A 22,116-nucleotide genomic window follows, 5' to 3' on the forward strand; every position below is an offset into this window, starting at 1 on the left:
GCCCGAACCGGCGCCCGCCCGGGAGCCGGACGCCACATCGGCCGCAGGGCCGCGCGGCAAGGCGCTCGCCGCCCCGGCGGTGCGCAAGCGCGCCTCGGACCTGGGGCTGGACCTTGCCGAGGTGACCGGGACCGGCCCGGAGGGCCGTGTGACCCATGCCGATCTCGACCGTCACCTGACCCGGGGGGCAGCGCCCGCGCCACGCCGGGCCTCGGACGGCGTTACCGAGACCCGGGTGATCGGCCTGCGCCGCAAGATCGCGGAACAGATGACGCGGGCGCACGCCGCCATTCCCGCCATCACCATCGTCGAGGAAGTCGACGTCACCGAACTCGAACGGTTGCGGGCCAAGATGAAAGATGAGCGCGGCGAGGCGCGGGCGAGGCTGACCCTGCTGCCCTTCCTGATCCGCGCGATGGACCTGTCGCGCAGGGTCGCGCCGCAGGTGAACGCGCATTACGACGACGTCGAAGGTGTCCTGCGCGAATTCGCGGCCGTGCACGTCGGGGTCGCGACCCAGACCGAGAAGGGGCTCATGGTCCCGGTGATGCGACACGCCGAGGCGTGCAGCCTATGGGACATGGCCGCCGAGATCGCCCGGCTGGCCGAGGGCGCCCGCGCGGGGAAGCTGGGCCGCGAGGAACTGGGCGGCTCGACCGTGACCATCACCTCGCTCGGGGCGCTTGGCGCCGTGGCCTCGACACCCATCATCAACCATCCCGAGGTCGCCATCGTCGGCGTGAACCGCAAGGCGATCCGGCCCGTCTGGGACGGCAACCGGTTCGCCCCGCGCGAGGTGATGAACCTGTCGGCGAGCTTCGATCACCGGGTCGTCGACGGCTGGGACGCGGCGCGCTTCGTCGCCCGGATGAAGGAGCTGCTGGAAGTGCCGGCCCTGCTGTTCGCCGCAGACGCGCCTGGAGGCCCGGAGCGGACGACGGGGGAGGCCGGAGTGGCCGGCCGGCGCGAAGGGTGATACCTGTTCCCGGGGCGATCGGGACAGGGTCGCGACCGAGGGAATTCAGGAGGGCCGGATGGCTGACGACGACAGGGACCAGCTGGACAAGACCTTCGACCTCAAATCGGGTGCGACGGATTCCGGGGCCGTTTCGGAATACTACGACGACTGGGCCGAGAGCTATGACGAGACCCTGAAATCGTGGAACTACACGGCCCCGATGGACGCGGCTGACCTGATCGCAGGGCATCTCAGGCCGGGGGATCGCGTGCTGGATGTCGGCTGCGGCACCGGGCTCTTCAGCATCGCGATGCGCATGGCAGGCGATTTCCGGATCCACGGCATCGACATCTCGGAGGCGTCCCTGAAGCTGGCGGAAGAGAACGGCGCCTATGAGCGTCTCGTGGCCGTCGATCTGCAGGATGTGCCGCTGCCGATTGGCGACAACTCGATGGATGCGGCCGCCTCGGTGGGTGTGCTGACCTACATCGAGGATTCCGCGGCGCTGCTGCGGGATCTCTGCCGGATCGTGAAATCCGGTGGCGTCATCACCTTCACGCAGCGCACGGATCGCTGGGACGAGCTCGGGTTCGGGAAGACGCTGGAAGCGCTCGAGCGGGAGGGGCTCTGGACGATCCTGGAGATCACGGATCCGAAAGACTACCTGCCCGGCAATCCCGACTTCGGCGACGACATCCGGGTCATCCACACGCTTTGCCGCGTGAGCTGATCGCGCGCCGCCGCGCTCCTGCTCTGACATGAGCGCGACCTATGGCTGATCTGCCGTAAACCGCGTGTCTCCATTCCGAGAGTGACGCCCCGGGCCCGGGTTGGGTCCGGGGCGTCTTTGCATTCCGGGACTTGAGCCCGACGGCTGATCCGGATATCCGCAGAGACGTTATGATATAACATAACGAATCACGATCGAAACAAGCAGAAACGGACAGGTGGCATGCAACACGTCTTCACCATCGCCCTGACCGCGCTCGTCGCGAGCGCGTCCCTCGCACTTCCGCAGCCCGCCTTCGCGGAGTCGCACGACCATGACCATACGCAGGAGCACGACCACAGCCACGCTCACGGCCGGGACGACATCTACAACGGCTATTTCGACGACGACCAGATCGAGGCCCGGGCCCTGACGGACTGGGAGGGCGACTGGCAATCGGTCTATCCCTACCTGCGGGACGGCACGCTCGCCCCGGTGATGCGGCACAAGGCCGAGCACGGCGACAAGACGGCCGAGGAGTACCGGGCCTACTACGAGACCGGCTATGCCACCGACGTCGACCGCATCCTGATCGACGCGGGCCGCGTCACCTTCTTCCGCGACGGGGCGCCGGTGCAGGGCCGCTACGAGGACGACGGACACGAGGTGCTGACCTACGAGGCCGGCAACCGCGGCGTGCGCTACGTCTTCGAGAAGACCGGCGGCGACGCGGAGGCGCCGGAATTCATCCAGTTCAGCGACCACCGCATCGCGCCCGCCGCCTCCGATCACTACCACCTCTACTGGGGTGACGACCGCGCGGCGCTGCTCGATGAGGTCACGAACTGGCCGACCTACTACCCTTCGAGCCTCGATGGCGCCGAGATCGTGGACGAGATGCTCGCGCATTGATCCACGGGCCGGCGCATCGCTCCCCCGGTGCGCCGGCGCACCCGACACTTCCCAGACCAAAGGCAGGACGATCCATGCCCCAGAGTGATCCCCGACTTCCCGTCACCGTGCTGTCCGGCTTTCTCGGTGCCGGCAAGACGACGCTGCTCAACGCCGTGCTGAACAACCGCGAGGGCCTGCGCGTGGCGGTCATCGTCAACGACATGTCCGAGGTGAACATCGACGCCGATCTCGTGCGCGACGGCGGCGCGGCGCTGAGCCAGACCGAGGAGACGCTGGTCGAGATGACCAACGGCTGCATCTGCTGCACGCTGCGCGACGACCTGCTGGCCGAGGTCCGGCGCCTCGCCGAGACCGGACGCTTCGACTACCTGCTGATCGAATCCACCGGCGTGTCCGAGCCGCTGCCCGTGGCCGCGACCTTCGAGTTCCGCGATGCCGAGGGGCAGAGCCTGTCGGACGTGGCGCGGCTGGACACCATGGTGACGGTGGTCGACGCGGTGAACCTGCTGGCGGACTATTCCAGCCATGACCTGCTGCAGGAGCGGGGCGAAAGCCTTGGCGAGGGCGACGAGCGCACCCTCGTGGACCTGCTGGTCGACCAGATCGAGTTCGCCGACGTGGTGGTGCTGAACAAGGTCACCGACGCGGGCCGCGACGCGCGGCGGGCGGCGCGGCTGGTGATCTCGGCGCTGAACCCGGATGCCCGGATCGTGGAGGCCGACTTCGGCCAGGTCCCGAGCGCCGAGATCCTGGGGACCGGGCGCTTCGACTTCGCCACCGCGCACGAGCATCCGCTCTGGGCCAAGGAGCTCTACGGCTTCGCCGACCATGTGCCCGAGACCGAGGAATACGGCATCTCGTCCTTTGTCTACCGCGCGCGGCGGCCCTTCCACCCGGCGAAGATCCAGCAGGTGCTGAACGGACGCCTGCCGGGCGTGATCCGCGCCAAGGGGCATTTCTGGATCGCCACGCGGCCCGACTGGCTGGCCGAGTTCTCGATGGCCGGGGCGATGAGCCGCATCGCGCCGCTGGGGCACTGGTGGGCGACGGTGCCGCCGGCGCGGCACCCGGATCACCCCGAGGCGCAGGCCTACATGCGCCGGCACTGGCAGGAGCCCTGGGGCGACCGGCGGCAGGAGCTGGTATTCATCGGGGCGAACCTCGACCGCGCGGGGATCACCGCCGCGCTCGACGGCGCGCTGGTCGCGGAGGATGCCTTCCTCCCCGAGGCCTGGGCGGGGCTCGACGATCCCTTCCCGCGCTGGCGCATGGCCTCGGAGGCGGCGTGAGACCGTCGAACGCCGCGACGCGCCTGCCGCGCCGGCGCGGCGCGGGCGACCCGATGGCGGCCTACGACAGGCTGCCGCCGGAGTTGCGGCGCTGGCTGGCCGGGGCCGTTCTGCCCTGGTCGCCGCGCTCGGCGCTGCGGCTCTGGCGCCGGCTCGCGGCGGATCACGGCGGGGGNGCCGCGCCGGCGCGGCGCGGGCGACCCGATGGCGGCCTACGACAGGCTGCCGCCGGAGTTGCGGCGCTGGCTGGCCGGGGCCGTTCTGCCCTGGTCGCCGCGCTCGGCGCTGCGGCTCTGGCGCCGGCTCGCGGCGGATCACGGCGGGGATGCCGCCGCGAAGCTGGCGCGCCTGTCGGAGATCGAGGCGCGCACGCTGGCCAGGGACAGGACCTGGGTCCTGCCATCACCGAACTGACGTCAGGCGGCGCTGGAATGTCCTGCCAGCTTTTCGCGGATGCCGGGTGGCACCAGGCGCGCCGCGCTGATGCGCGGCAAGCGCATCTCGGGAATGGTTTTCTCCTCGCCGTAGAGATCGAGGTATTCCCGGTAATTGTCGAATGCGCGGCGCTGGACGTAGTCGACGTAGGTCTCTGCCGGGGCACCGTTCGCCAGGATGACATCGTGCTCGTCGGTTTCGACGTGGAAGTATGTGACCACCTCCGGCTGCTGGTCGAAGGGCACACGGACGATGGTCGTGCCATTCACGAGGGCTCCGGCATTGATGGCAAGGCCGTCCAGGACGATCGCATGATCCGATGTCAGCACGAGATCGGTATGGGGCCGGCCGCAACCCAGCGCTCCGGCCGCGATCCGGACCGGCTGCACGCGGGCGGATGCGAAGACCTTGTGGGTGGTCTGGCGCCCGACCCATTTGACCGGGACTGTCCGGCCATCCGACGTCTGCACAAGATCGCCGATCACCAGGTCCTGGACCAAGCGCTCCCCCACGGGAGTCGAGATCAGCGTGCCCTGCGCAAAACAGGCCGCGTCGTCCGAGAGGGTCTGCGACGACGGATCGGCTGCGTAGTCGTTGAAGGCGATGGCCGTTCCGAACTGGGCGCCGTCAGGAGCATCGAAGACGACGAAAAACTGCGTATTGCCCCCTACGGTGTCAGCGTTGCCGAAGACATACCCGACGACGCCGTCGAAAATGCCGCTTCCGAGGTAGTATCCAGTGCCGCCCGCCACGCCGCCGTCCGCCATCGTGAATGGCGCGAAGCCCGAGAGAGTGACCTCGTCGCCAGGGATGATGCTGCCGTCATCCTGCACGGCCGTGATCGTCCCGGCATCGTCGTACCAGCTGCCGGAAGTGCCGTCGGAACCAATGGAACTCTGGAATGTGAACGAGGTCGGCATGTGATCTGCTTCTCCACTGAAGACAATCGTTTCCGGGCGCGGCCAGTTTGGGTGGGGGCAATTGCAGGCCGCGCCCGGGGCGGTGTTCCGCCCCGGTGACCCTACGAGGGGCGGGGAGTCATGCGCCTTCCGAACGATTGTTGATTCCCGGACGATCCTGTTGGGACGTGACCGCTTTATCCCGGAAGATCAGTGGCGGCGGGCGGCCTGGTGTTCGAGCCACTTGCGCGGCGGCAAGCCCGTCCGGCGACGGAAGGCCGAGGAGAAGTTGCTGACGCTGGAATACCCGAAGCGGTGGGCCACGACCTTGATCGGCATTCCCTCCCGCAGTGCGGCGCAGATCGCCTCGAGGCGCACCTGCTGAAGGGCGGCGTTGTAGCTGCAGCCGAACTCGATGCGATAGGCCTCTCCCAGTCTGCGCGCCGATACGCCGACCTCCGCGGCGATTTCCGCGAGTGACGGGGGATCCTCGGGCCGGGCTGACAGCAGGGCATGGGCATCGCGCGCAAGGCGATCCGCAAGGGGCGTCACGCGCGGCTTGTCGTCGATGCACATTTGCTCGAGGTGGAACGCAAGGATCAGTTGGGCCGCGTTGCTGACGAGCCGGGGGCCGAGAGGCGATGAGCTGCCGAGCGCGGCCAGCAATGTCCGGCGCAGGTAATCCGGCAAGGCACGCGGGCTGTGGTAGGTCTCGTTGCCGACACCGTCCAGCAATGGTCTGAGCGCGGGAGGCACCTGGTCGCCGAACCAGCCTTCGATGGTCTCCAGGGTCGCCAGGGTTCCGAAGATCTCGTTGTCGGGTGCCTCGAACTGATAGAGCGCGCCGGAAATTCGCGGTCTGACGAGCCCCGGCGCCCGGGCGTCGTAATGGTGCCCGCAGGACAGTTCGGCTGCGAACCCTCCGTGCAACGGGACCTGTGTGAACACGAAGGACGGGTCGCGCGTGCTCTGCACCTCGACCGTGTCCGGCCCCGACGTGCGAAAACTCGACAAGCTCCAGCTGACGCCGCTTCCATCGAGATCGGGATTTCCTCTCCAGGACATCTCCACGGACCCGATCCTTCGCCTCACCACGCCCTCGGCCAGGTCGTTCTGCAGATGGAGGCCGAGCGGGGCGGCTTTTCCTTCGCGAATGCGCGTCACTTTTTACTCCCGACAGCCTCAACCTAGGGGAGACTTTAAACCCGGTGGGTGACGTGTCGGCAAGAGGCTGGCGCACCCCTGAACTGCGGGTCTTCGACCGTAACGTCATCGAGTTGCGGTTTTCTTTCACGGAACGAGCGGGCGACCGGCGGCCGCGGAGGCACGAGAGTTCAGGCGTCCGGTGCCGACGAGAATGTGGTTCGTGCCCCCGGCGACAGGGCAGCCGACATGGCCCGGGCCGGGGGTGCCCTGGCTTCAAACATTTTTCCGCCGACGTGGTCGGCAACCTTTGGCTCAAGCCGATGTTCGCGGTTTCACTTCCCCGGGGCGGTCGCAAATCCTGATTTCCGGGCCGCCTCGGGTATTCAATACGCCCTTGCGAAGCTTTGACGCCGTTACCAGCAAGGAACGGTTGTGCGTCTCCGCGCTCAAATGACGGCGATCGGAAACCTGTACGATTTCGAAACCCTGACCGCCGGCAAACATCCGTAAAGGCGCCCCTCCTGAAGTCCTGATTGTACGGACCGGGGATGGCGGTAAATCAACAATTTCTCCGCGCATTCAACAGTCGAAATTCTGGCGCGTCACAACCCCCCTGATAGCCTTTCCCGGAAGCGATGGTCCGATTTCAGCGAGGCGTTTCGCAGCAGCCGCCCGTGTCGGAATACACCAGCGGCCGATTTTCAGTATTCGAGTGGGGCGGGAACATGACAGGGCTTTCCAGGGTGACCCTCGGTGTCGCTCTCATGACCATGTTTGGAGGGCTGTGTGCCCCGCTCGAGGCACAAGACAGCGAAACAGACATAGACGCCCTGATTGCCGAGACGATGTCCCTGAACGGGGCGATCACGTATCTTGAGGGAGATGCGCCGGGCCTCATCCTCGGGGTGGTCAGCGGAGACACGTTCACGGTGCAGGGGTTCGGGGAGACCGAACGCGGGAACGGTATCGAGCCTGACGGTGACACGGTCTTCCGTGTCGGCTCCATCACCAAGGTGTTCGCGGGTGAGATGCTGGCGCATGGGGTGGCGCGATCAGAAGTTGCCTTCACTGATCCGGTGGCACCGCTCCTGCCGGGCCGACTGGGCGAGGCAGCTTCGAAGCATCCGTCCATCCGCCTGATCGATCTCGCCACTCATGCCGGGGGGTTGCCGCGAGAGGTGCCCAGAGACGCGGCCCCGATGGCCGACCCGTTCCAGACAATCACCCATGATGCCTTCGCGGGCTGGCTTGAAGAGAATACTCTGAATTTTCGCCCGGGAACCAGCATCGCCTATTCGAATTTCGGCTTCGACCTGCTGTCGGCCGCGCTCTCGACGGCGGGCGGCGCAGCCTATCCGGACCTGCTGGCTTCAAGGATCACGGGGCCGCTGGGGATGACGGATACCGCCTTCGTGCCAACCGACTCCATGGAGCGGCGTATCATGAGCGGGCACGCACCGAACGGCGAGCCGCTTCCGACGGTGCCGACCGGCACTGTCATCACGGGCTCGGGCGGGCTCTACAGCACTGCGAATGATCTGCTTCGCTGGATGCGCTGGCATCTGGACGATGGTGCGCCGGATGCGGAAGCGCGCTTCCTGGATCACGGGGTCTACGTGCAGCGCTCGGACATGGAGACGGTCTGGTCGATGGATGAATCGGGGCGCATGGATGGCATGGGCCTGGGTTGGGTCGCGATGAAGGCCACGGCGGACCACCCGTTCTTCTTTCAGAAGTCCGGGGCCCTGCAAGGACAGATGTCCTATATCGCCTTCGCTCCCGGCCACGAGGTGGGCGTCTTCGCCACCATCAACCAGTTCGATTTCGAAGCGGCGCGGGACATGACCGAAGCGGCAAACGAAATCCTGTTCAGCCTGAGCGGGTTCTGACCTCCGGCGGGCCATTCGACATCCGAAACAAGTTCTTCGACCATTGCAGGACATCTCATGAATAAATGTCACCTTCTACTCTCAGCCGCAGTGATTTCGACGGGAACGGCATATCCGCTTCGCCTCATGGCGGATTGCTCGGTCTCGGGGGGCACTGCGACATGCACCGGTGACATTAATGGAGGGCGTGGCGTCGAGTACCGCTCGAGTTCGGTCCTTGATTTGATCATTCGCGACCTTTCCCGCGATCTTGATACCCCGGGAAACGCGAATGCGGCCTACATATACTGGGGCGGTGCCCCCGGCACTTCTGGCAGAAACTCCGGTGCCGGTGGCACGGGAGGCAACTCGAATGATGTAACGATCTCGTTTGTCGGTGGAGATCATGAAGTAGACGGCTCGACCGGGGATTTCGTGACCGCGTTCGGTGCAGGTTCTCGCGCTGCCGCCGGCGGGGATACCGTCTTCCAGTTGAATGGGTCGACGGGTCAAGGGGGCGCAGGAGGCAATGCTGGAACGGCTTCGGCGTCATTCAACACCGGGACGGTATCCCTTTATCAGCCTGGTGCCCGAGGCATGGAAGCGTATTCCATCGGTGGGCAGGGAGGTCAGGCCGGAGGCGTGAGCCCCGCAGACAACTATTTTTCCCGGACCATTGCCGGCGACGGGGGAGCCGGGGGTGCCGGCGGCAGAGTGGACGCTGGGATCCAGGCAGGCACAGTTCATATCAGGGCTCATGATGCCGTGGGTGTGAACGCAATCTCCACGGGAGGAGAGGCAGGCAATGGAGGTCGGGCGCTTACACGCGGCGGGTTTGTCGCAAGTGGCAGCGGTGGGCGAGGCGGTGCCGGTGGTCAAGCCAACCTGACCTTTTCGGCGGGCCTCGTGGAAATGTGGGGGCGGCGCACCGCTGGAGCAGGCTCCGGGAGCCATGGCGGACACGGTGGCGATGGAGGCGCCAGTCACAACGACGTGGGACAGTCAAACGCCGGATATGGTGGCGAAGGAGGCCTTGCGGGAACGGCGACGACAACCGCGGTCGCGGGCGAAGTGTCAGTGTTTGGTGCGGACAGTCGTGGCCTGTTCGCTGAGACGACGGGGGGGACAGCCGGCAGAGGCGGTGATGCGTACTCCGGCACCGTTGCCGTAACGGGTGGGGCTGGTGGCCACGGCGGAAACGGAAACACGACAACGCTTGCCGTGGGAACCACCAAGGTGGGTGCGCACGGTGACAATTCGGCGGCCGTCTCCGCGCGGAGCACCGGGGGCATTGGTGGAAATGCCGGTTACGGGTGGAGTTTGATCTCGGTGGCACCGAACGCTTCCGGAACGCTTGCGGGCAACGGAGGGGCGGGTGGCCACGGCGGAGACGGTGGAGCCGTGTCCGGCCGTATCGGGGCGGCCGATCTGTCGGCAAGTGGTTCGGGCGCCATGGCCGTAGATCTCCGTTCGGCAGGCGGAAGAGGAGGCTCGGGCGGGACTGGGCGGGCTGACGCTGCGAAAGCCACTGGTGGGCAGGGCGGAGATGGTGGCGCGGGAGGCGACGTTTCCCTCGACCTCGGTGGAGGTACCATCGAAGTGGATGACGGCGCGGCAGCAGGCGTTCTTGTCCAGAGCATAGGTGGGAATGGTGGCGCGGGTGGCGCGTCGACGACTGGTGCCGGAGATGTCCAGGCGGGGCACGGAGGGACCGGCGGCGCGGCCGGAAACCTCACCTTGACGAGCAGCGCTCGCGCACAAATCAGGACGAAAGGTTCGGGCGCCCAGCACGGTATTCGCGCAGAGAGCCTCGCCGGCCAGGGCGGCAACGGCGGGAACGGATCGACCGTTGCCGGGAAGGGCACCGGTGGCAACGGCGGTGTCGGTGGCCAGAACGAGGCGAAGGTGGATGTCACGGTCGAAGCGGACATCTCGACCGAGGGGGACAGCGCGCAGGGCTTCCTGGTTCGAAGCTACGGTGGCGCAGGCGGATCCGGCGGCACGGGCACCGCCGGTATCGGTCCGGGGCAAGGGGGCGCTGCTGGCGGTGGTAGCCCTGGCGGAGCCGTCGAACTGACGTTCTCCGGGGCGATTTCGACGAAAGGCAAAAGTGCGAACGCGATCCTTGCCCAGAGCGTTGGCGGCTTCAGCGGCAACGCTGGATTGTCAGTAGGATTTCTCGCCTATGGAGCCGGTGTCGAGAGCGCTGGCGCTGGCGGTGAGGTCATAGTCGGTCTGCAATCCGGAGCGACCCTGAAGACCCTGGAAGACCATGCCAGCGGCATTGTCGCACAAAGCATAGGTGGAGGCGGGGGCCAGGGGTCCGATGCCTACGGGGTCGACTTTATTGGCGGGACTGGGGCCGCCGGGGGAAATGGCGGTGCGGTTCAGGTCACTGCGGACCAGAGTAGCATTACCACGGGAGGCGTCGGCTCGTACGGCATTTCGGCCAAGAGTGTCGGCGGTGGCGGCGGCGACAGCGGCGCAGCCGTCGGCATTGTGGGGATCGGAGGGCATGGCGCAGGCAGCGGTGAAGCTGGGTCTGTCCAGGTAACTACGTCAGCCACGATCACAACCGCTGCCGATAGTGCAGACGGGATCAATGCGCAAAGCATCGGTGGTGGCGGGGGCTCCGCTGTTGATACGGTGGGTGCCGTTGCAATTGGTGGATACGGAGGTGGCGGTGGCACCGGCGGCAACGTGACGGTCGAGAATGGCGCCGACGTTGCCACCTCGGGCAACGATGCGGACGCGGTCTTCATACAGAGCATCGGCGGCGGCGGCGGCGATGGAGCTCTCTCCGTGGCCCCGGATGGCGTGGTCTCGGTCGGGATCGGTGGATCAGGCGGTGTTGGCGGCCATGGTCGGGCCGTTGAGTATCATGACCCGGCAGGCACCTCCTCCGCTCCGACGTTGACGACGAAGGGGGATCGCGCGCGGGGCATTTATGCGGCTTCTGTCGGTGGAGGCGGCGGCGATGGCGGCCATGCAACAGCTGTCGGTGATGTGAGTGTCGCAATCGGCGGAACCGGAGGCGGCGGCGGTCTCGGGAACAAGGTAACCATCGACACGGCTGCGACAGTGAATACCACTGGCGACAATGCGGCCGCCATTACCGGCAGTTCCATTGGCGGTGGCGGCGGCAGCGGTGGCGGATCCATCGCCGTCAGCGGCCTTGCGGTTGGCGTCGGGGTCGCAATCGGCGGCAAAGGCGGAGGCGGCGGATCAGGCGGTCAGGTCGACCTGAACACACGGGGCGACATCCATACGGAGGGGGACGGATCCAGTGGGATTGTCGGCCAGTCCATTGGCGGCGGCGGCGGCCAGTCCGGCCAGACCCTGGACATTTCGGGACCTTCCGCGTTTGCGGTCACGACGACTCTTGGCGGCACCGGCGGCACGGGAAATCACGGTAGCGATGTCAACGTAGGCTCGCACGGTGATGTCGCGACGTCCGGTGACGCCGCGCGTGGGATCCATGCCCAATCGGTTGGCGGGGGCGGCGGGTCCTCGGCGCTCACGGGAAACCTGGATATTGCGAGCGGTGCCGGAGCCGTCAACACGACGGTCGGCGGGGCCGGCGGCTCCGGAGGCACAGGCGGTAATGTGACGGTCACGGCGGATGGCGCAATCTCGACTGGCGGGGACAATTCCGAAGGTATCCTGGCTGCCAGCATCGGGGGAGGCGGTGGCGACAGCGGGGCCGCATTTTCCGGATCCCTGGCCGTGGGAGCTGTCACAACCACCGTCGGAGGCGCCGGCGGTGCCAGCGGGGATGGCGGCGACATCGACGTCACGTCGGGTGCCGCTATCACCACCGTGGGGGAGAACAGCTCGGGAATTTCGGCAAAGAGCGTTTCCGGAGGCGGCGGGAGTTCAGGCTACGTCGTCGGGGGCTCGCTCGCAGTGGGCAGTGTCGACGTCACCATCGGCGGATCAGGCGGGGCCGGAGGGAACGCTGGTCACGTCGCCGTAGACAATTCCGGCGCGATCAAGACCTCGGGGTCCCATGCGGAAGCCCTCGCGGCGCAGAGTATCGGTGGAAGCGGCGGTTCCGCCAAGGGGAGCGTCACGGGCGAAGCGGCGATGGGGTCGCTCGCCGTGACCCTCGGCGGTTCAGGCGGGACCGGAGGCGTCGGAGGCCACTCCGAGGTGACCTCGACGGCTGATCTGGTGACCGAAGGTGCATACTCCTTCGGAATCCTTTCGCAGAGCCAGGGTGGCTCGGGCGGCAATGGCGGCTTCGTGGTCGAAGGGGGCGTCAGCATCGGAAGGTATTCTGGTGCAGTGAATGTGAATATCGGAGGTGAGGGAGGCAGCGGCGGGACCGGCGGCGTTGCCGAGGTCACGAACCACGGCGCCATCACCACCAAGGAACTCGGTGCGCGCGCGATCATGGCGCAGTCGATTGGCGGCAGCGGCGGGGTCGGAGGAAATATCTACACCGGAAACGTCAACCTCAACCTGGGCGCCGGCGGTCAGGTCAATGTCGACATCGGGGGAAAAGGCGGAGGTGGAGCCACCGCCGGTAACGCTTCGGTCACCAACTCCGGAGGCATCAGAACGGAAAGCCACGACGCAGCAGGGATCATGGCGCAGTCCGTCGGCGGCAATGGCGGAGCCGGAGGCACCGTCTTCAACGGCTTTTCAACCCTGTCCGCGGGGAGTTCCGTTTCTGTTGGCGTCGATGTGGGCGGTGATGGTGGGACCGGCATGGATGCAGGTGCCGTGACCGTCACGAACTCGGGCGCTATCGAGACTGCCGAGGGCAGCTCTGACGGCATTCACGCGCAATCAGTCGGTGGCGGCGGTGGCAAGGCCGGCAACGCGGCAAGCTTCAACCTCGACCTGACCGGCGTGAACAGCGGCGACACATTCACGTTCGGAGCTGGTGTGCACGTCGGCGGCAAAGGCGGTGCATCGGGTCAAGGGGGAGCCGTCAACGTTACAAACAGTGCCGGCATCGAGACGTCGGGCGAAGGATCGCGGGGCATTTTCGCCCAATCCGTCGGCGGTGGCGGCGGCGATGGTGGGCTTGTCTCGAATTACACCCTGGGAATGAGCGCAATATGCAAGCTCGCAGGGGTGGCCGGCTACGCTTGCCAGATAGGAGAGGCCGGTGAGGACACGATGACGGTGAAGGTGTCGGCGGACCTGAGCATCGGCGGTAATGCAGGAGCCGGCAGCGACGGCGGCGCGGTCACGGTGACAAATGACGGAGATATCACGACGCGCGGTGACTTGGGCTATGGGATCCTGGCCCAGAGTGTCGGCGGAGGCGGTGGCATCGGCGGTGAAGGCGGCCTTGGTATCGGAGGGTGGACAACCGACACGACGGCCGCCACCATCTCCGGATGGGTAAAGACGATCACGTCGCTCCCGAACGTCAATTCCTGGTCGTTTGCCCTGGGCGGGACAGGCGGCGCGGCAGCGCATGGCGAAGCGGTTTCGGTCGCGAACACTGGAACCCTTCACACTGAAGGCGACCTCTCCCACGGCATTTTCGCCCAATCCGTGGGCGGCGGCGGCGGTATCGGGGGCGCAGGCTCTGGCGGGCTTATCACGGCCTTCTTGCTGGGCAATTCCGGCGGCGGCGGTGGCCACGGTGGCGACATCAACGTCAATTCCGCCACCGGGGCCGTATCGACAAGCGGCGAGGGCAGCATAGGCATTGTGGCCCAATCGGTTGGCGGCGGCGGTGGCGCGGCCGGCGATATTCACCAGAGCCTGAATCTCGGCTTTGCGGAATTGGACATCGGAGTCGGCATAGGCGCGCAAGGCGACGGTGGTCTGGGCGGTGATGGCGGACAGGTAGCTGTCGATAGCGGTGCCGTGACCACGACGGGCCTCGGGGCTCACGGTATCTTTGCCCAGTCGATTGGCGGCGGCGGCGGTGTGGGCATGCTGGAAGAGGATGCCTCCATTTTCGGCCCTCACCTTCCGTACTTTGCCGGAAGCAACGGGGCCGCCGGCCACGGCGGCGATGTGACCGTCTCGAACCACGGCAACATTCATGGAAGGTCTGAACTACGGCTTCGGCTTCGCCGACATCCGGCCATCCGGGCTGTGAAATCGGTGCGTGAGCCCGAGGCGCATTTGATTTCGCCGGATTTGGCATTGTTGAGGCCCCGAAACGGGGTCCTCGGACAGAGTCCGGCTCATGGCATCAGCTTTCTTCGTACGAGGAACAGGTTGCCGAGGGCGAACAGCGTGAAGAGTTGCGCGCGGTTCTTCGCGAGGCCACGGTAGCGGGTCTTCAGATACCCGAATTGGCGCTTGAGCACGCGGAATGGATGCTCCACCCGCGCCCGCACCATCGCGATAATCCGATTGATGTGCTCGTCGATGGGGTCCAGCGCAGCGCCCTTCGGCGCCTTCCGCATGACGCCCCAGAACTTGTCCGGGCCGGAGAAATGGGCCTCGCGCGCAGCGCTGACATAGCCCTTGTCCGCCCACACCGACGTCTCCTCGCCATGGAGGAGCTCATCCCAGACCTGGCTGTCATGCACCTTCGCCGTGGTGGTCTCGAGGCTATGCACGATGCCGCTCTCGGCATCGACGCCAACGTGCGCCTTCATCCCGAAGAACCAGTCATTGCCCTTCTTCGTTGACGACATCTCCGGATCGCGCGCCCCGGCTTCGTTCTTGGTCGAGGACGGCGCGTCGATGATCGTCGCATCGACCAGTGTGCCCGAGCGCAGCGTGATGCCCTGATCGGCCAGATGTTTGTTCACTTCAACGAACAAACGCTCCGTCAGCGCGTGCTTCTCCAGCAGGTGTCTGAAGTTCAGGATCGTCGTCTCATCCGGGACACGATCATCACCGAGTTCGATGCCTGCGAACCGGCGCATGGACTCGCTGTCGTAGAGCATCTCCTCAGCCATGGGATCGCTCAGCGCATACCATTGCTGCAGGAAATACACCCGCAGCATCGTCTCCAGTGGCATCGGCGGCCGACCGCCCTTCGGCCCGACCTTCGGATAATGAGGCTCGATCAGCGCCAGCAGACGCATCCAAGGCACCACCGCGTCCATCTCCGCGAGAAACTTCTCACGCCGGGTCTGCTTCTTCTTCATCGCGTGGCGGAGACCGGGAAACGCAGGTTGCTTGGGCATCGGTGGGCATCCTTCTTCGTCTCGCCCAGTCTACCTCAACCCGGCCAAGGCGCGAGGTTTTTCAGACTCTCCTCATGTCTCGGGGGCCTCGGCCCACGGGATCTTCGCGCAATCCACGGCTGGAGGCGAGGACGGGGTTGCTGGGGACGTAAGGATCAATGTCCATTCCAATGTCGTTGCATCCGGCGATAAAGGACGGGCGATCCTGGCGCAGAGCAAGGCGTCCTCCGACGAAAACAGCGGCCATGTCCGTATTGTTGTCGACAACGGCGCAACGGTTGCGACCAGAGGCGCCGATAGCGATACAATCGCCATAAAAGGTGGCAAGGAAAACGAGATCATCAACAACGGAACCATGGTCAACAACGGGGACCGCGGTTATGTCATTCGAACCGACGGAGAAGCCAGGCTTACCGTGGAAAACTCTGGCGATATCTTCGGATCGATAGAGAATACCGCAAGCGCAGGTTGGCCCATCAATTTCGTAAATGAACATGAAGGGTGGTACACGGCGGGGCCGGAAATTTCACTCGGAGGCGATCAGGATGTTGAAAAAGGCATCCTCTATAATGAGGGGGTGATCGAAATTGGAGCGCGCAGGAGCATCCAAGCAACCGACCTGAAAGGTAACTTCACCCAGCAGGACAATGGGATCATGCTCATTGATGTGAACGCGGACCAGGCTCAAGATCAGCAGATCGATGTAGACCGTCTCTCGATTGATGGTGACGCCGAACTTGCTGGCGAGATCTCGGTCCGGTTGGATGTCGGAGACAATCCGAAACATGGGCCGCAGGTCACCCAGCCATTCATTCAGGCCACCTCCATGACAGACTCCGGCTTGACGGTGGAGTCGTCAGTGGCGGCAACCTACAGCCTCAACTGGGATACGCCGAACGAGGTCAGGCTGGAGTACGATCTCGATTTCTCTTCTGCCACTGCCCGGTCAGCGGCAAGGTCCGGCCACGTTCCTCTGACAATGCATCTTCAGGATATGTACGAGGCGGGCAGCTTGTCGCGTGAGGAAGCCAATGTTCTGGTGAGAATCGAAGACCCCGACACCTACCGCGATGCAATCGCGTCCCTCAGTGGCGAGGTTTATGCGCTCAATCAGTACAGCTCGCTGCAAGGCAGCCTGCGTTTGGGAGATACGCTGATGAGCTGCGCGGAGGACACTGGTGCATACCGTTTCATCTCGGAAGGCCAGTGCGGCTGGCTGATGATCGGTCAATCGCAGTTCCTCCAGAGAGAAAGCCGCAATCGCATGGGCGTGGAGGAAACAACCTTTTCGCTCGCCGGCGGGATCCAGGTCGGAGCAAGCAATGGCTGGAGCTTCGGCACGGCGTTTTCGTACGAAGACCGGGAGCTGACGGCCGATGGCATGATGTCCAGCGAGGGTGATGTCTTCCAGCTGGGCGGTGTTGCCAAGCGTCAGTTCGGCCCGGCGCTTTTCGCGGCGTCGCTGGCGGTCGGGCATGGCAAGTTTGACATCGAGCGAAACAGCTTCCTGGGCGACAGGGCAAAAGGCAGCCAGGATATCTGGACCGTTTCAGGTCAGGTTCGTGGTGAGTACCTGATGGAGCGTGGCAACTGGTACGCGAAACCTCGGCTGGATCTTGGTGTCGATGTGGTTCTCGCCGATGACATTCGGGAAAGCGGCGCGGCTGGGTTCAATCACAATATCGATGACTCGAGCGACACCTATTTCAACCTCCAGCCAGCCGTGGAGTTTGGCGGGGAATGGAAAAGCGAGGGTGGGACTGTCTACCGTCCAAGCATGACACTTGGGATGACGAAGTACTTCGGCAACGGTGCTCCCGACATCCACTCGCTGTTTGATTCCTCCCACGACGGAGCGTCGAGGTTCCGGGTTTCGACCGAGTTCGACAAGACCTATGCCGATGTCGGCCTGGGCCTGAAGGTATTGGCGAAAAATGGCCTGATGGTTGACGCGGGAGCCTTCGGGAGTTTGTCGGAATCATCTGAAAAATACGGGGCCAACCTTCGGCTTTCCTACGAATTCTGAGTTGAGGACATCTGCAAACGCCGACGGCCGTGGCGGAAATTGTCACGGCCGTCGGTAAGATATGCTCCAATCGCGTGGCAAATTCGGATTGTTCGTGATCCTCCATCCTCCTCTATGGTTCGGGTCTTCGGAAAACGCGGCGCAGTGCAAGTCAGCAAGGGCACTCCAGCGGTTGTAATGGCGGAGGGGTAATTCCAGTTGCCGCAGAAAATCGACGCCAAACTGGTGCGCGGCCGTGAAACGAACCGGAACCTTGCGCTGGCACAACGTTCCCAGGATCCGGCCGCGGTAGCCTCTTCTCAACCAGCATTCATACCGGAAAGGAGATTGAAAATGCTGACCAGGAGAGCCGCACTGATGGGGGCCGCCGGAGCGGTGAGCCTGCCCATCTTCGCCAGGGCCGCAAAAGCCGAGGAGGCTTTGACGCCCGCCGCCGCACCTGCGGATCTCTCGAAGCTGAAGCGTATTCGTCGCGAACTGGTCGCGCCGCCCTTCGTGCATGAGCACGAACAGGTGGCCCCCGGCGAGCCCCGGATCGTCGAGTTCGAGATGACGATTGTAGAAAAGGAAATCCAGGTTGATGACGGAGCATACCTCCAGGGCATGACCTTCAACGGGTCCATTCCCGGCCCGATGATGGTGGTGCATCAAGACGACTATGTCGAGCTGACCCTGATCAACCCGCCACAAAACATGCTGCAGCACAACATCGACTTCCACGCCGCCACCGGCGCGCTGGGGGGCGGCGCGCTGACGCTCGTGAACCCCGGCGAGAAGACGGTGCTGCGTTTCAAGGCCACGCGGCCGGGCACCTTCGTCTACCACTGCGCGCCGGGCGGCCCCATGATCCCCTGGCACGTCGTGGCGGGCATGGTGGGCAGCATCATGGTCCTGCCGCGCGATGGCCTGAAGGACCACGAGGGCCGGCGGGTCTCCTACGACCGCGTCTACTACATCGGAGAGAACGAGTTCTACATTCCGAAGGACGAGGCCGGGGTCTACAAGCGGTACGGGGATGTCGGCGAAAGCTATCTCGACACGCTCGAGGTGATGAACGGCCTGGTCCCGAGCCACGTGGTGTTCAACGGCAAGGTCGGGGCCCTGACCGGGGACAATGCCCTGAAGGCGGCGGTCGGAGAGAAAGTGCTCTTCGTGCACAGCCAGGGCAACCGGGACAGCCGACCGCACCTGATCGGCGGTCACGGCGACCTGGTCTGGGAGGCCGGCAAGTTCAACAACGTGCCTGACCGCGATCTGGAAACCTGGTTCATCCGCGGCGGTTCGGCCGGTGCGGCGCTCTACGAGTTCCTGCAGCCGGGCGTCTACGCCTACGTGAACCACAACCTGATCGAGGCCGTGAACCTCGGGGCCACGGCCCACGTGGTGGTCGCGGGTGACTGGAACAACGACCTGATGGAACAGGTGGTTGCCCCGACAGAGATGACCGGGATCTGACGGCGTTGCACAGGGAAGGGGGGCAGGGGCGGTCGCGATGCGGCCGCCCCTTGCATTTCAGGAGGTTGGATTGATGAAGACGATATTGCTTGTACCACTGCTTGCTGCCGTCGGCGCGCTCGGTCTTGGAGCCATTCCTGACGGAGCGCCTCCCTTTGCGCCGCCACAGACCGTGACGGTCGCGGCGGGCGAAGTGTCATGGCGACCGCTTGGCAACTTTTCGCAGGAGGGCAAGGCGCGGACGCCGCGCAGGGTCGTGCTCGCCGTCCCCGGCTTCGAGATCATGAAACACCAGGTGTCGCGCGATCAGTATTCCACCTGCGTTGCCGCCGGTGCCTGCGCGGCGGTGCCCGCCGTCGGTGGTTCGCTGCCGCAGACGCAGGTGAACTGGCAGGACGCGACCGCTTTTGCCGCTTGGTACTCGGAGCTGACAAAGCAGGCATGGCGTTTGCCGACAGAAGCGGAATGGCAACTGGCCGCGGCCGAACGCTACGGCGACGCCGCGGCGGATGCCGGGGCGCGCGATCCCGGCGAGCGAATGCTGAGCGCCTACGCGAACGGAGTCTTCCTGCGCGGCAGTGCCGGCTCTGCTCCGCGACCCGCCGGCGGGTACGGCGAGAATTCCCTCGGTGTCGCAGACATGGGTGGCAACATCTGGGAATGGACCGACGGTTGCATGGTGAATGGCCGCCTGGCCGCTGACGGAACGGTGGTACAGAGCGATCCCTATTGCGGTGTCCGTATCGCCGGCGGACGGCACAGGGCCGCGGTCATAGATTTCGTTCGCGATGCCAGCGTCGGCGGCTGCGCGGTCGGCCTGCCGCCGGATCATCTCGGCTTCCGGTTGGTGCGGGACGCGGGCGCGCCCGACCGCAACGGTCCGGCAGTGTGGTGACAGAGGCTGCCGGGCGATAAGGCACGGCCCGGCAGCTCCGTCGTGCGGGTCAGGACGCCTGGCTGAAACGCGCCCCCTCCGGCACATGCGCGTCGAAATGGCTGGCAATGATGCGGGTCAGCGCCTGCGCCTCCGGCCGGATCGACAACGTCTCCCCCGTGACGTGGACCATCTCGCCGAAACGCTCGACCAAAAGCGCGATCTCGGGGCGCAGCCCGTCCGCACTGTCCCCGTAAGCTTCCCGCAGAGCCTCAAGTTCCAGCCGGAAGTTGCACATGATCATTTCGATCGCGCGGGCGCGCAGCAGGTCATCTGCGGTCATGACGTGGCCGCGCGCGCCGGCGAGTTGCCCGGCCTCGATCCGTTGCACGTAGGCAGGTGTGGCGGCGGCGTTCTGGATGTAGCCAGTGGGGAGCCGCGAGATCGAAGAGGCCCCGAGGCCGATCAGCGTGGCGCAGGTATCATCGACGTAGCCCTGGAAATTGCGGCGCAGGCGCCCGGTTCGCGCCGCCACGGCAAGACCGTCCGTGGGGCGGGCGAAATGGTCGATGCCAATGCTCTGCAGCCCGGCCTCGCGGAAGCGTTGCGCCGCCAGCTCGGCCAGCTGGTAGCGTTCCAGTTCGCGCGGGAGCGCAGCCTCGTCGATGAGTTTCTGCCGCTTGGACATCCACGGGACATGGGCATAGCCGAAAAGCGCGATCCGGTCCGGTCCGAGATCCAGCACTTTCGACACTGTATCGTTCAGGCGCGCGGCGTCCTGGTGGGGCAGGCCGTAGACGAGGTCCGCGTTCAGCGACCGTATGCCCGCCGCCCGCAGATCGTCGACGCAGGTCCGCGTGACATCGAAGGGCTGCAGCCGCCCGATGGCCTGCTGCACGACCGGGTCGAAATCCTGGATGCCGATGCTGGCGCGGTTCATGCCCTCGGCCGCCAGTGCCTCGATCTTCTCCCGGTCCACCATGGTCGGGTCGATCTCGACCGAGACCTCGCAGTCTGCCGTCGGAGGGATCACGGCCTTCACCGCCCGTGCCAGCCGGTGGATCAGCGCGGGAGGCAGGATGGTCGGCGTACCGCCGCCCCAGTGCATGCGGCCCATGCGCAGGCCTGCCGGCAGGGTGTCGGCAAGCAGGGCCAGTTCCTGCTCCAGCGTCCCGATGTAGCTTTCAACCGGGCTCAGCGTCTTCGTGCCCTGCGTTCGGCAGGCACAGAACCAGCACAACCGCTCGCAGAAAGGGATGTGGATATAGACGGACACCGGCTCGGTCGGGTCCAGCGCGGCAAGGGCGGCTGCCTGCTGCGTGGCGCCGACATCCGGCGCGAAGACGGGAGCCGTCGGGTAGGAGGTGTAGCGGGGCACCCGGGCGTCGAAGAGGCCGAGGGATCTGAGGCGGTCGATCTGTTTCATGGGCCCGGTATGCGGCTTTCTGGCGAAAGGCTCTTTGCGCCGGATCAAGCTCAGATCGGGAAGGGCGAGGCGCCGATGACCATCGTGTGAAGATGCAGGAGGCCGACCCAGAGGAAGAGCCCGATCGCTGCCCGGATCGCCGTCCCGCGGGCATTGGCGCGCAGCCAGTCGCGGCGCATCAGCGGCGCTGGCGACAGGATCGCGGTATTGGCAAGGAAAGGCTCGGCGCTGTCGTCGAGCGCGCGGCGGGCCCGCGCATCGAAGGCGGGCATCGCGGCCAGCGCCATGGCAAGGAAGCTGCCGAAGAGGATCACCATGGAAAGCTCGCCGTTCGGCACAAGGTGGGCACCGGACCACAGCGCGAGCGCCAGGAACAGCGGATGGCGCGACACCGCGGCGAAGCCGGGCTGGGCCGGATCGAACTCGGCGCCGCGCCTTCCGCCCAGAGTGAAGGGTTGGCGCATTCCGATGCCGCAGGTCACGAGGATAATGGCGACCGGCATGGCGATGTTCGGGACCCAGCGGGTCCAGGGCAGCTGCGGCCAGAGCTGCACGTGCGGCGCACGTATCGCGGCCGAGATGACCCAGACAAGCAGGGCGATCGAGACAAGACCGTAGACACTGAAATAGATGCGCCGTCCGACCGAGCCGATCAGTCGCTCCCGCAGGCCGCCGAGGCGCGGCAGGAAGTGGCTGGCCACGAAAAGCACCAGCGCCAGCGCGTATTCCGTCCATCCGGTCATGATCCCTCCGCCTGTTTCATCAGCCGCGCGATGTGGCCGGCGAAGGCATAGGTGGCGGGCAGGCCGATGACCAGCCCTCCGGCGGCGGCCTGCCACGGGGTCAGGACCGGCCAGCCCAGCCAGGAACCGATCAGCGAGGCGAAGAACAGGTTCACCCCCATCGCGCCGGCCCCGAACGGGTAGAGCGCGGCGAAGAGTTTCCAGGACGGTCTCATCGCCGGCTGACCATCCATTGCACCGGCCCCCAACGCGACGATG

At 65.5% G+C, this 22,116-nt stretch carries 16 protein-coding genes and 1 pseudogene; 11 read left to right on the forward strand and 6 right to left on the reverse strand.

Translation table 11 applies throughout. The features are described 5' to 3' along the window. The 6 genes and pseudogenes from SALMUC_RS26770 to SALMUC_RS26790 form a co-directional block, all read left to right on the forward strand. A partial coding sequence (locus SALMUC_RS26770; protein ID WP_020043476.1) for a dihydrolipoamide acetyltransferase family protein occupies window positions 1-976 on the forward strand: 976 nt, incomplete at its 5' end. Window positions 977-1,034: 58 nt separating this feature from the next. Beyond that, on the forward strand, window positions 1,035-1,688 hold the full coding sequence (locus SALMUC_RS26775; protein ID WP_020043475.1) for a class I SAM-dependent DNA methyltransferase: 654 nt from the start codon (window positions 1,035-1,037) through the stop codon (window positions 1,686-1,688). A gap of 222 nt (window positions 1,689-1,910) precedes the next feature. Beyond that, window positions 1,911-2,579: a ZinT family metal-binding protein gene (locus tag SALMUC_RS26780; RefSeq protein WP_020043474.1), complete on the forward strand. Its 669-nt coding sequence runs from the start codon at window positions 1,911-1,913 to the stop codon at window positions 2,577-2,579. A 74-nt stretch (window positions 2,580-2,653) separates the two neighbouring features. Beyond that, complete coding sequence (locus SALMUC_RS26785; protein WP_020043473.1) at window positions 2,654-3,871, forward strand: GTP-binding protein; 1,218 nt, start codon at window positions 2,654-2,656, stop codon at window positions 3,869-3,871. A gap of 53 nt (window positions 3,872-3,924) precedes the next feature. Beyond that, window positions 3,925-3,993: pseudogene (locus SALMUC_RS31410) on the forward strand (DUF6525 family protein); the annotation flags it as partial. A gap of 82 nt (window positions 3,994-4,075) precedes the next feature. Then, a complete protein-coding gene (locus tag SALMUC_RS26790) occupies window positions 4,076-4,285 on the forward strand; it encodes a DUF6525 family protein (protein WP_020043472.1) in 210 nt (69 codons plus the stop codon). Between the two features lie 2 nt (window positions 4,286-4,287). Here SALMUC_RS26790 and SALMUC_RS28630 read toward each other — a convergent pair whose 3' ends face one another. Together SALMUC_RS28630 and SALMUC_RS28635 are read right to left on the reverse strand one after the other, a co-directional pair. Beyond that, window positions 4,288-5,226 carry a Hint domain-containing protein gene (locus SALMUC_RS28630; RefSeq protein WP_020043471.1) on the reverse strand — a complete coding sequence of 313 codons (939 nt, stop codon included), beginning with the start codon at window positions 5,224-5,226 and terminating at the stop codon, window positions 4,288-4,290. A gap of 189 nt (window positions 5,227-5,415) precedes the next feature. Then, a complete protein-coding gene (locus SALMUC_RS28635) occupies window positions 5,416-6,369 on the reverse strand; it encodes a helix-turn-helix domain-containing protein (RefSeq protein ID WP_051156049.1) in 954 nt (317 codons plus the stop codon). A 746-nt stretch (window positions 6,370-7,115) separates the two neighbouring features. Between SALMUC_RS28635 and ampH the strand changes: the two genes are divergently transcribed. Together ampH and SALMUC_RS26810 are read left to right on the forward strand one after the other, a co-directional pair. Then, on the forward strand, window positions 7,116-8,240 hold the full coding sequence (ampH, locus tag SALMUC_RS26805; protein ID WP_198014703.1) for a D-alanyl-D-alanine-carboxypeptidase/endopeptidase AmpH: 1,125 nt from the start codon (window positions 7,116-7,118) through the stop codon (window positions 8,238-8,240). A gap of 1,716 nt (window positions 8,241-9,956) precedes the next feature. Continuing rightward, window positions 9,957-14,468, forward strand: coding sequence for a beta strand repeat-containing protein (locus tag SALMUC_RS26810; protein ID WP_020043469.1), 4,512 nt, complete (start codon window positions 9,957-9,959; stop codon window positions 14,466-14,468). Here the strand turns inward: SALMUC_RS26810 and SALMUC_RS26815 are convergent. Continuing rightward, on the reverse strand, window positions 14,378-15,334 hold the full coding sequence (locus tag SALMUC_RS26815) for an IS5 family transposase (protein WP_021119830.1): 957 nt from the start codon (window positions 15,332-15,334) through the stop codon (window positions 14,378-14,380). The genes SALMUC_RS26810 and SALMUC_RS26815 overlap by 91 nt on opposite strands. Here SALMUC_RS26815 and SALMUC_RS26820 point away from each other — a divergent pair. The 3 genes from SALMUC_RS26820 to SALMUC_RS26830 all read left to right on the forward strand — a co-directional run bounded on the left by SALMUC_RS26820 (window position 15,327) and on the right by SALMUC_RS26830 (window position 19,710). Further along, on the forward strand, window positions 15,327-17,360 hold the full coding sequence (locus tag SALMUC_RS26820) for an autotransporter outer membrane beta-barrel domain-containing protein (RefSeq protein ID WP_021121078.1): 2,034 nt from the start codon (window positions 15,327-15,329) through the stop codon (window positions 17,358-17,360). The two genes, SALMUC_RS26815 and SALMUC_RS26820, sit on opposite strands and share 8 nt — an antisense overlap. Window positions 17,361-17,693: 333 nt before the next feature. Then, window positions 17,694-18,815: a copper-containing nitrite reductase gene (nirK, locus tag SALMUC_RS26825; RefSeq protein ID WP_021121080.1), complete on the forward strand. Its 1,122-nt coding sequence runs from the start codon at window positions 17,694-17,696 to the stop codon at window positions 18,813-18,815. A 73-nt stretch (window positions 18,816-18,888) separates the two neighbouring features. Next, the gene (locus tag SALMUC_RS26830) at window positions 18,889-19,710 is read left to right on the forward strand and encodes a formylglycine-generating enzyme family protein (RefSeq protein WP_021121081.1); all 822 of its coding nucleotides are present in this window, start codon (window positions 18,889-18,891) and stop codon (window positions 19,708-19,710) included. 49 nt (window positions 19,711-19,759) lie between these two features. On the opposite strand, the gene hemN is transcribed toward SALMUC_RS26830, so the two are convergent. Genes hemN through SALMUC_RS26845 form a run of 3 tightly spaced genes read right to left on the reverse strand, consistent with a single transcriptional unit; the run spans window position 19,760 to window position 22,073 of the window. After that, a complete protein-coding gene (gene hemN / locus SALMUC_RS26835) occupies window positions 19,760-21,115 on the reverse strand; it encodes an oxygen-independent coproporphyrinogen III oxidase (protein WP_020043556.1) in 1,356 nt (451 codons plus the stop codon). 50 nt (window positions 21,116-21,165) lie between these two features. Then, window positions 21,166-21,858: an NnrU family protein gene (locus SALMUC_RS26840; protein ID WP_020043555.1), complete on the reverse strand. Its 693-nt coding sequence runs from the start codon at window positions 21,856-21,858 to the stop codon at window positions 21,166-21,168. Further along, window positions 21,855-22,073, reverse strand: a complete 219-nt coding sequence (locus SALMUC_RS26845; RefSeq protein ID WP_037373061.1) for a hypothetical protein — start codon at window positions 22,071-22,073, stop codon at window positions 21,855-21,857. The genes SALMUC_RS26840 and SALMUC_RS26845 overlap by 4 nt, the downstream gene beginning before the upstream one ends. Between the last annotated feature and the right edge of the window lie 43 nt (window positions 22,074-22,116).

The sequence above is a fragment of the Salipiger mucosus DSM 16094 genome, from assembly GCF_000442255.1.
Classification (GTDB): Bacteria; Pseudomonadota; Alphaproteobacteria; order Rhodobacterales; family Rhodobacteraceae; genus Salipiger; species Salipiger mucosus.

Coding starts and splice junctions, on each gene's coding strand:
- SALMUC_RS26775 (WP_020043475.1), top strand. CDS start 1,035: ATGGCTGACGACGACAGGGACCAGCTGGACAAGACCTTCGACCTCAAA.
- SALMUC_RS26780 (WP_020043474.1), top strand. CDS start 1,911: ATGCAACACGTCTTCACCATCGCCCTGACCGCGCTCGTCGCGAGCGCG.
- SALMUC_RS26785 (WP_020043473.1), top strand. CDS start 2,654: ATGCCCCAGAGTGATCCCCGACTTCCCGTCACCGTGCTGTCCGGCTTT.
- SALMUC_RS26790 (WP_020043472.1), top strand. CDS start 4,076: ATGGCGGCCTACGACAGGCTGCCGCCGGAGTTGCGGCGCTGGCTGGCC.
- SALMUC_RS28630 (WP_020043471.1), bottom strand. CDS start 5,226: ATGCCGACCTCGTTCACATTCCAGAGTTCCATTGGTTCCGACGGCACT.
- ampH (WP_198014703.1), top strand. CDS start 7,116: ATGACCATGTTTGGAGGGCTGTGTGCCCCGCTCGAGGCACAAGACAGC.
- SALMUC_RS26815 (WP_021119830.1), bottom strand. CDS start 15,334: ATGCCCAAGCAACCTGCGTTTCCCGGTCTCCGCCACGCGATGAAGAAG.
- nirK (WP_021121080.1), top strand. CDS start 17,694: ATGCTGACCAGGAGAGCCGCACTGATGGGGGCCGCCGGAGCGGTGAGC.
- SALMUC_RS26830 (WP_021121081.1), top strand. CDS start 18,889: ATGAAGACGATATTGCTTGTACCACTGCTTGCTGCCGTCGGCGCGCTC.
- hemN (WP_020043556.1), bottom strand. CDS start 21,115: ATGAAACAGATCGACCGCCTCAGATCCCTCGGCCTCTTCGACGCCCGG.
- SALMUC_RS26840 (WP_020043555.1), bottom strand. CDS start 21,858: ATGACCGGATGGACGGAATACGCGCTGGCGCTGGTGCTTTTCGTGGCC.
- SALMUC_RS26845 (WP_037373061.1), bottom strand. CDS start 22,073: ATGAGACCGTCCTGGAAACTCTTCGCCGCGCTCTACCCGTTCGGGGCC.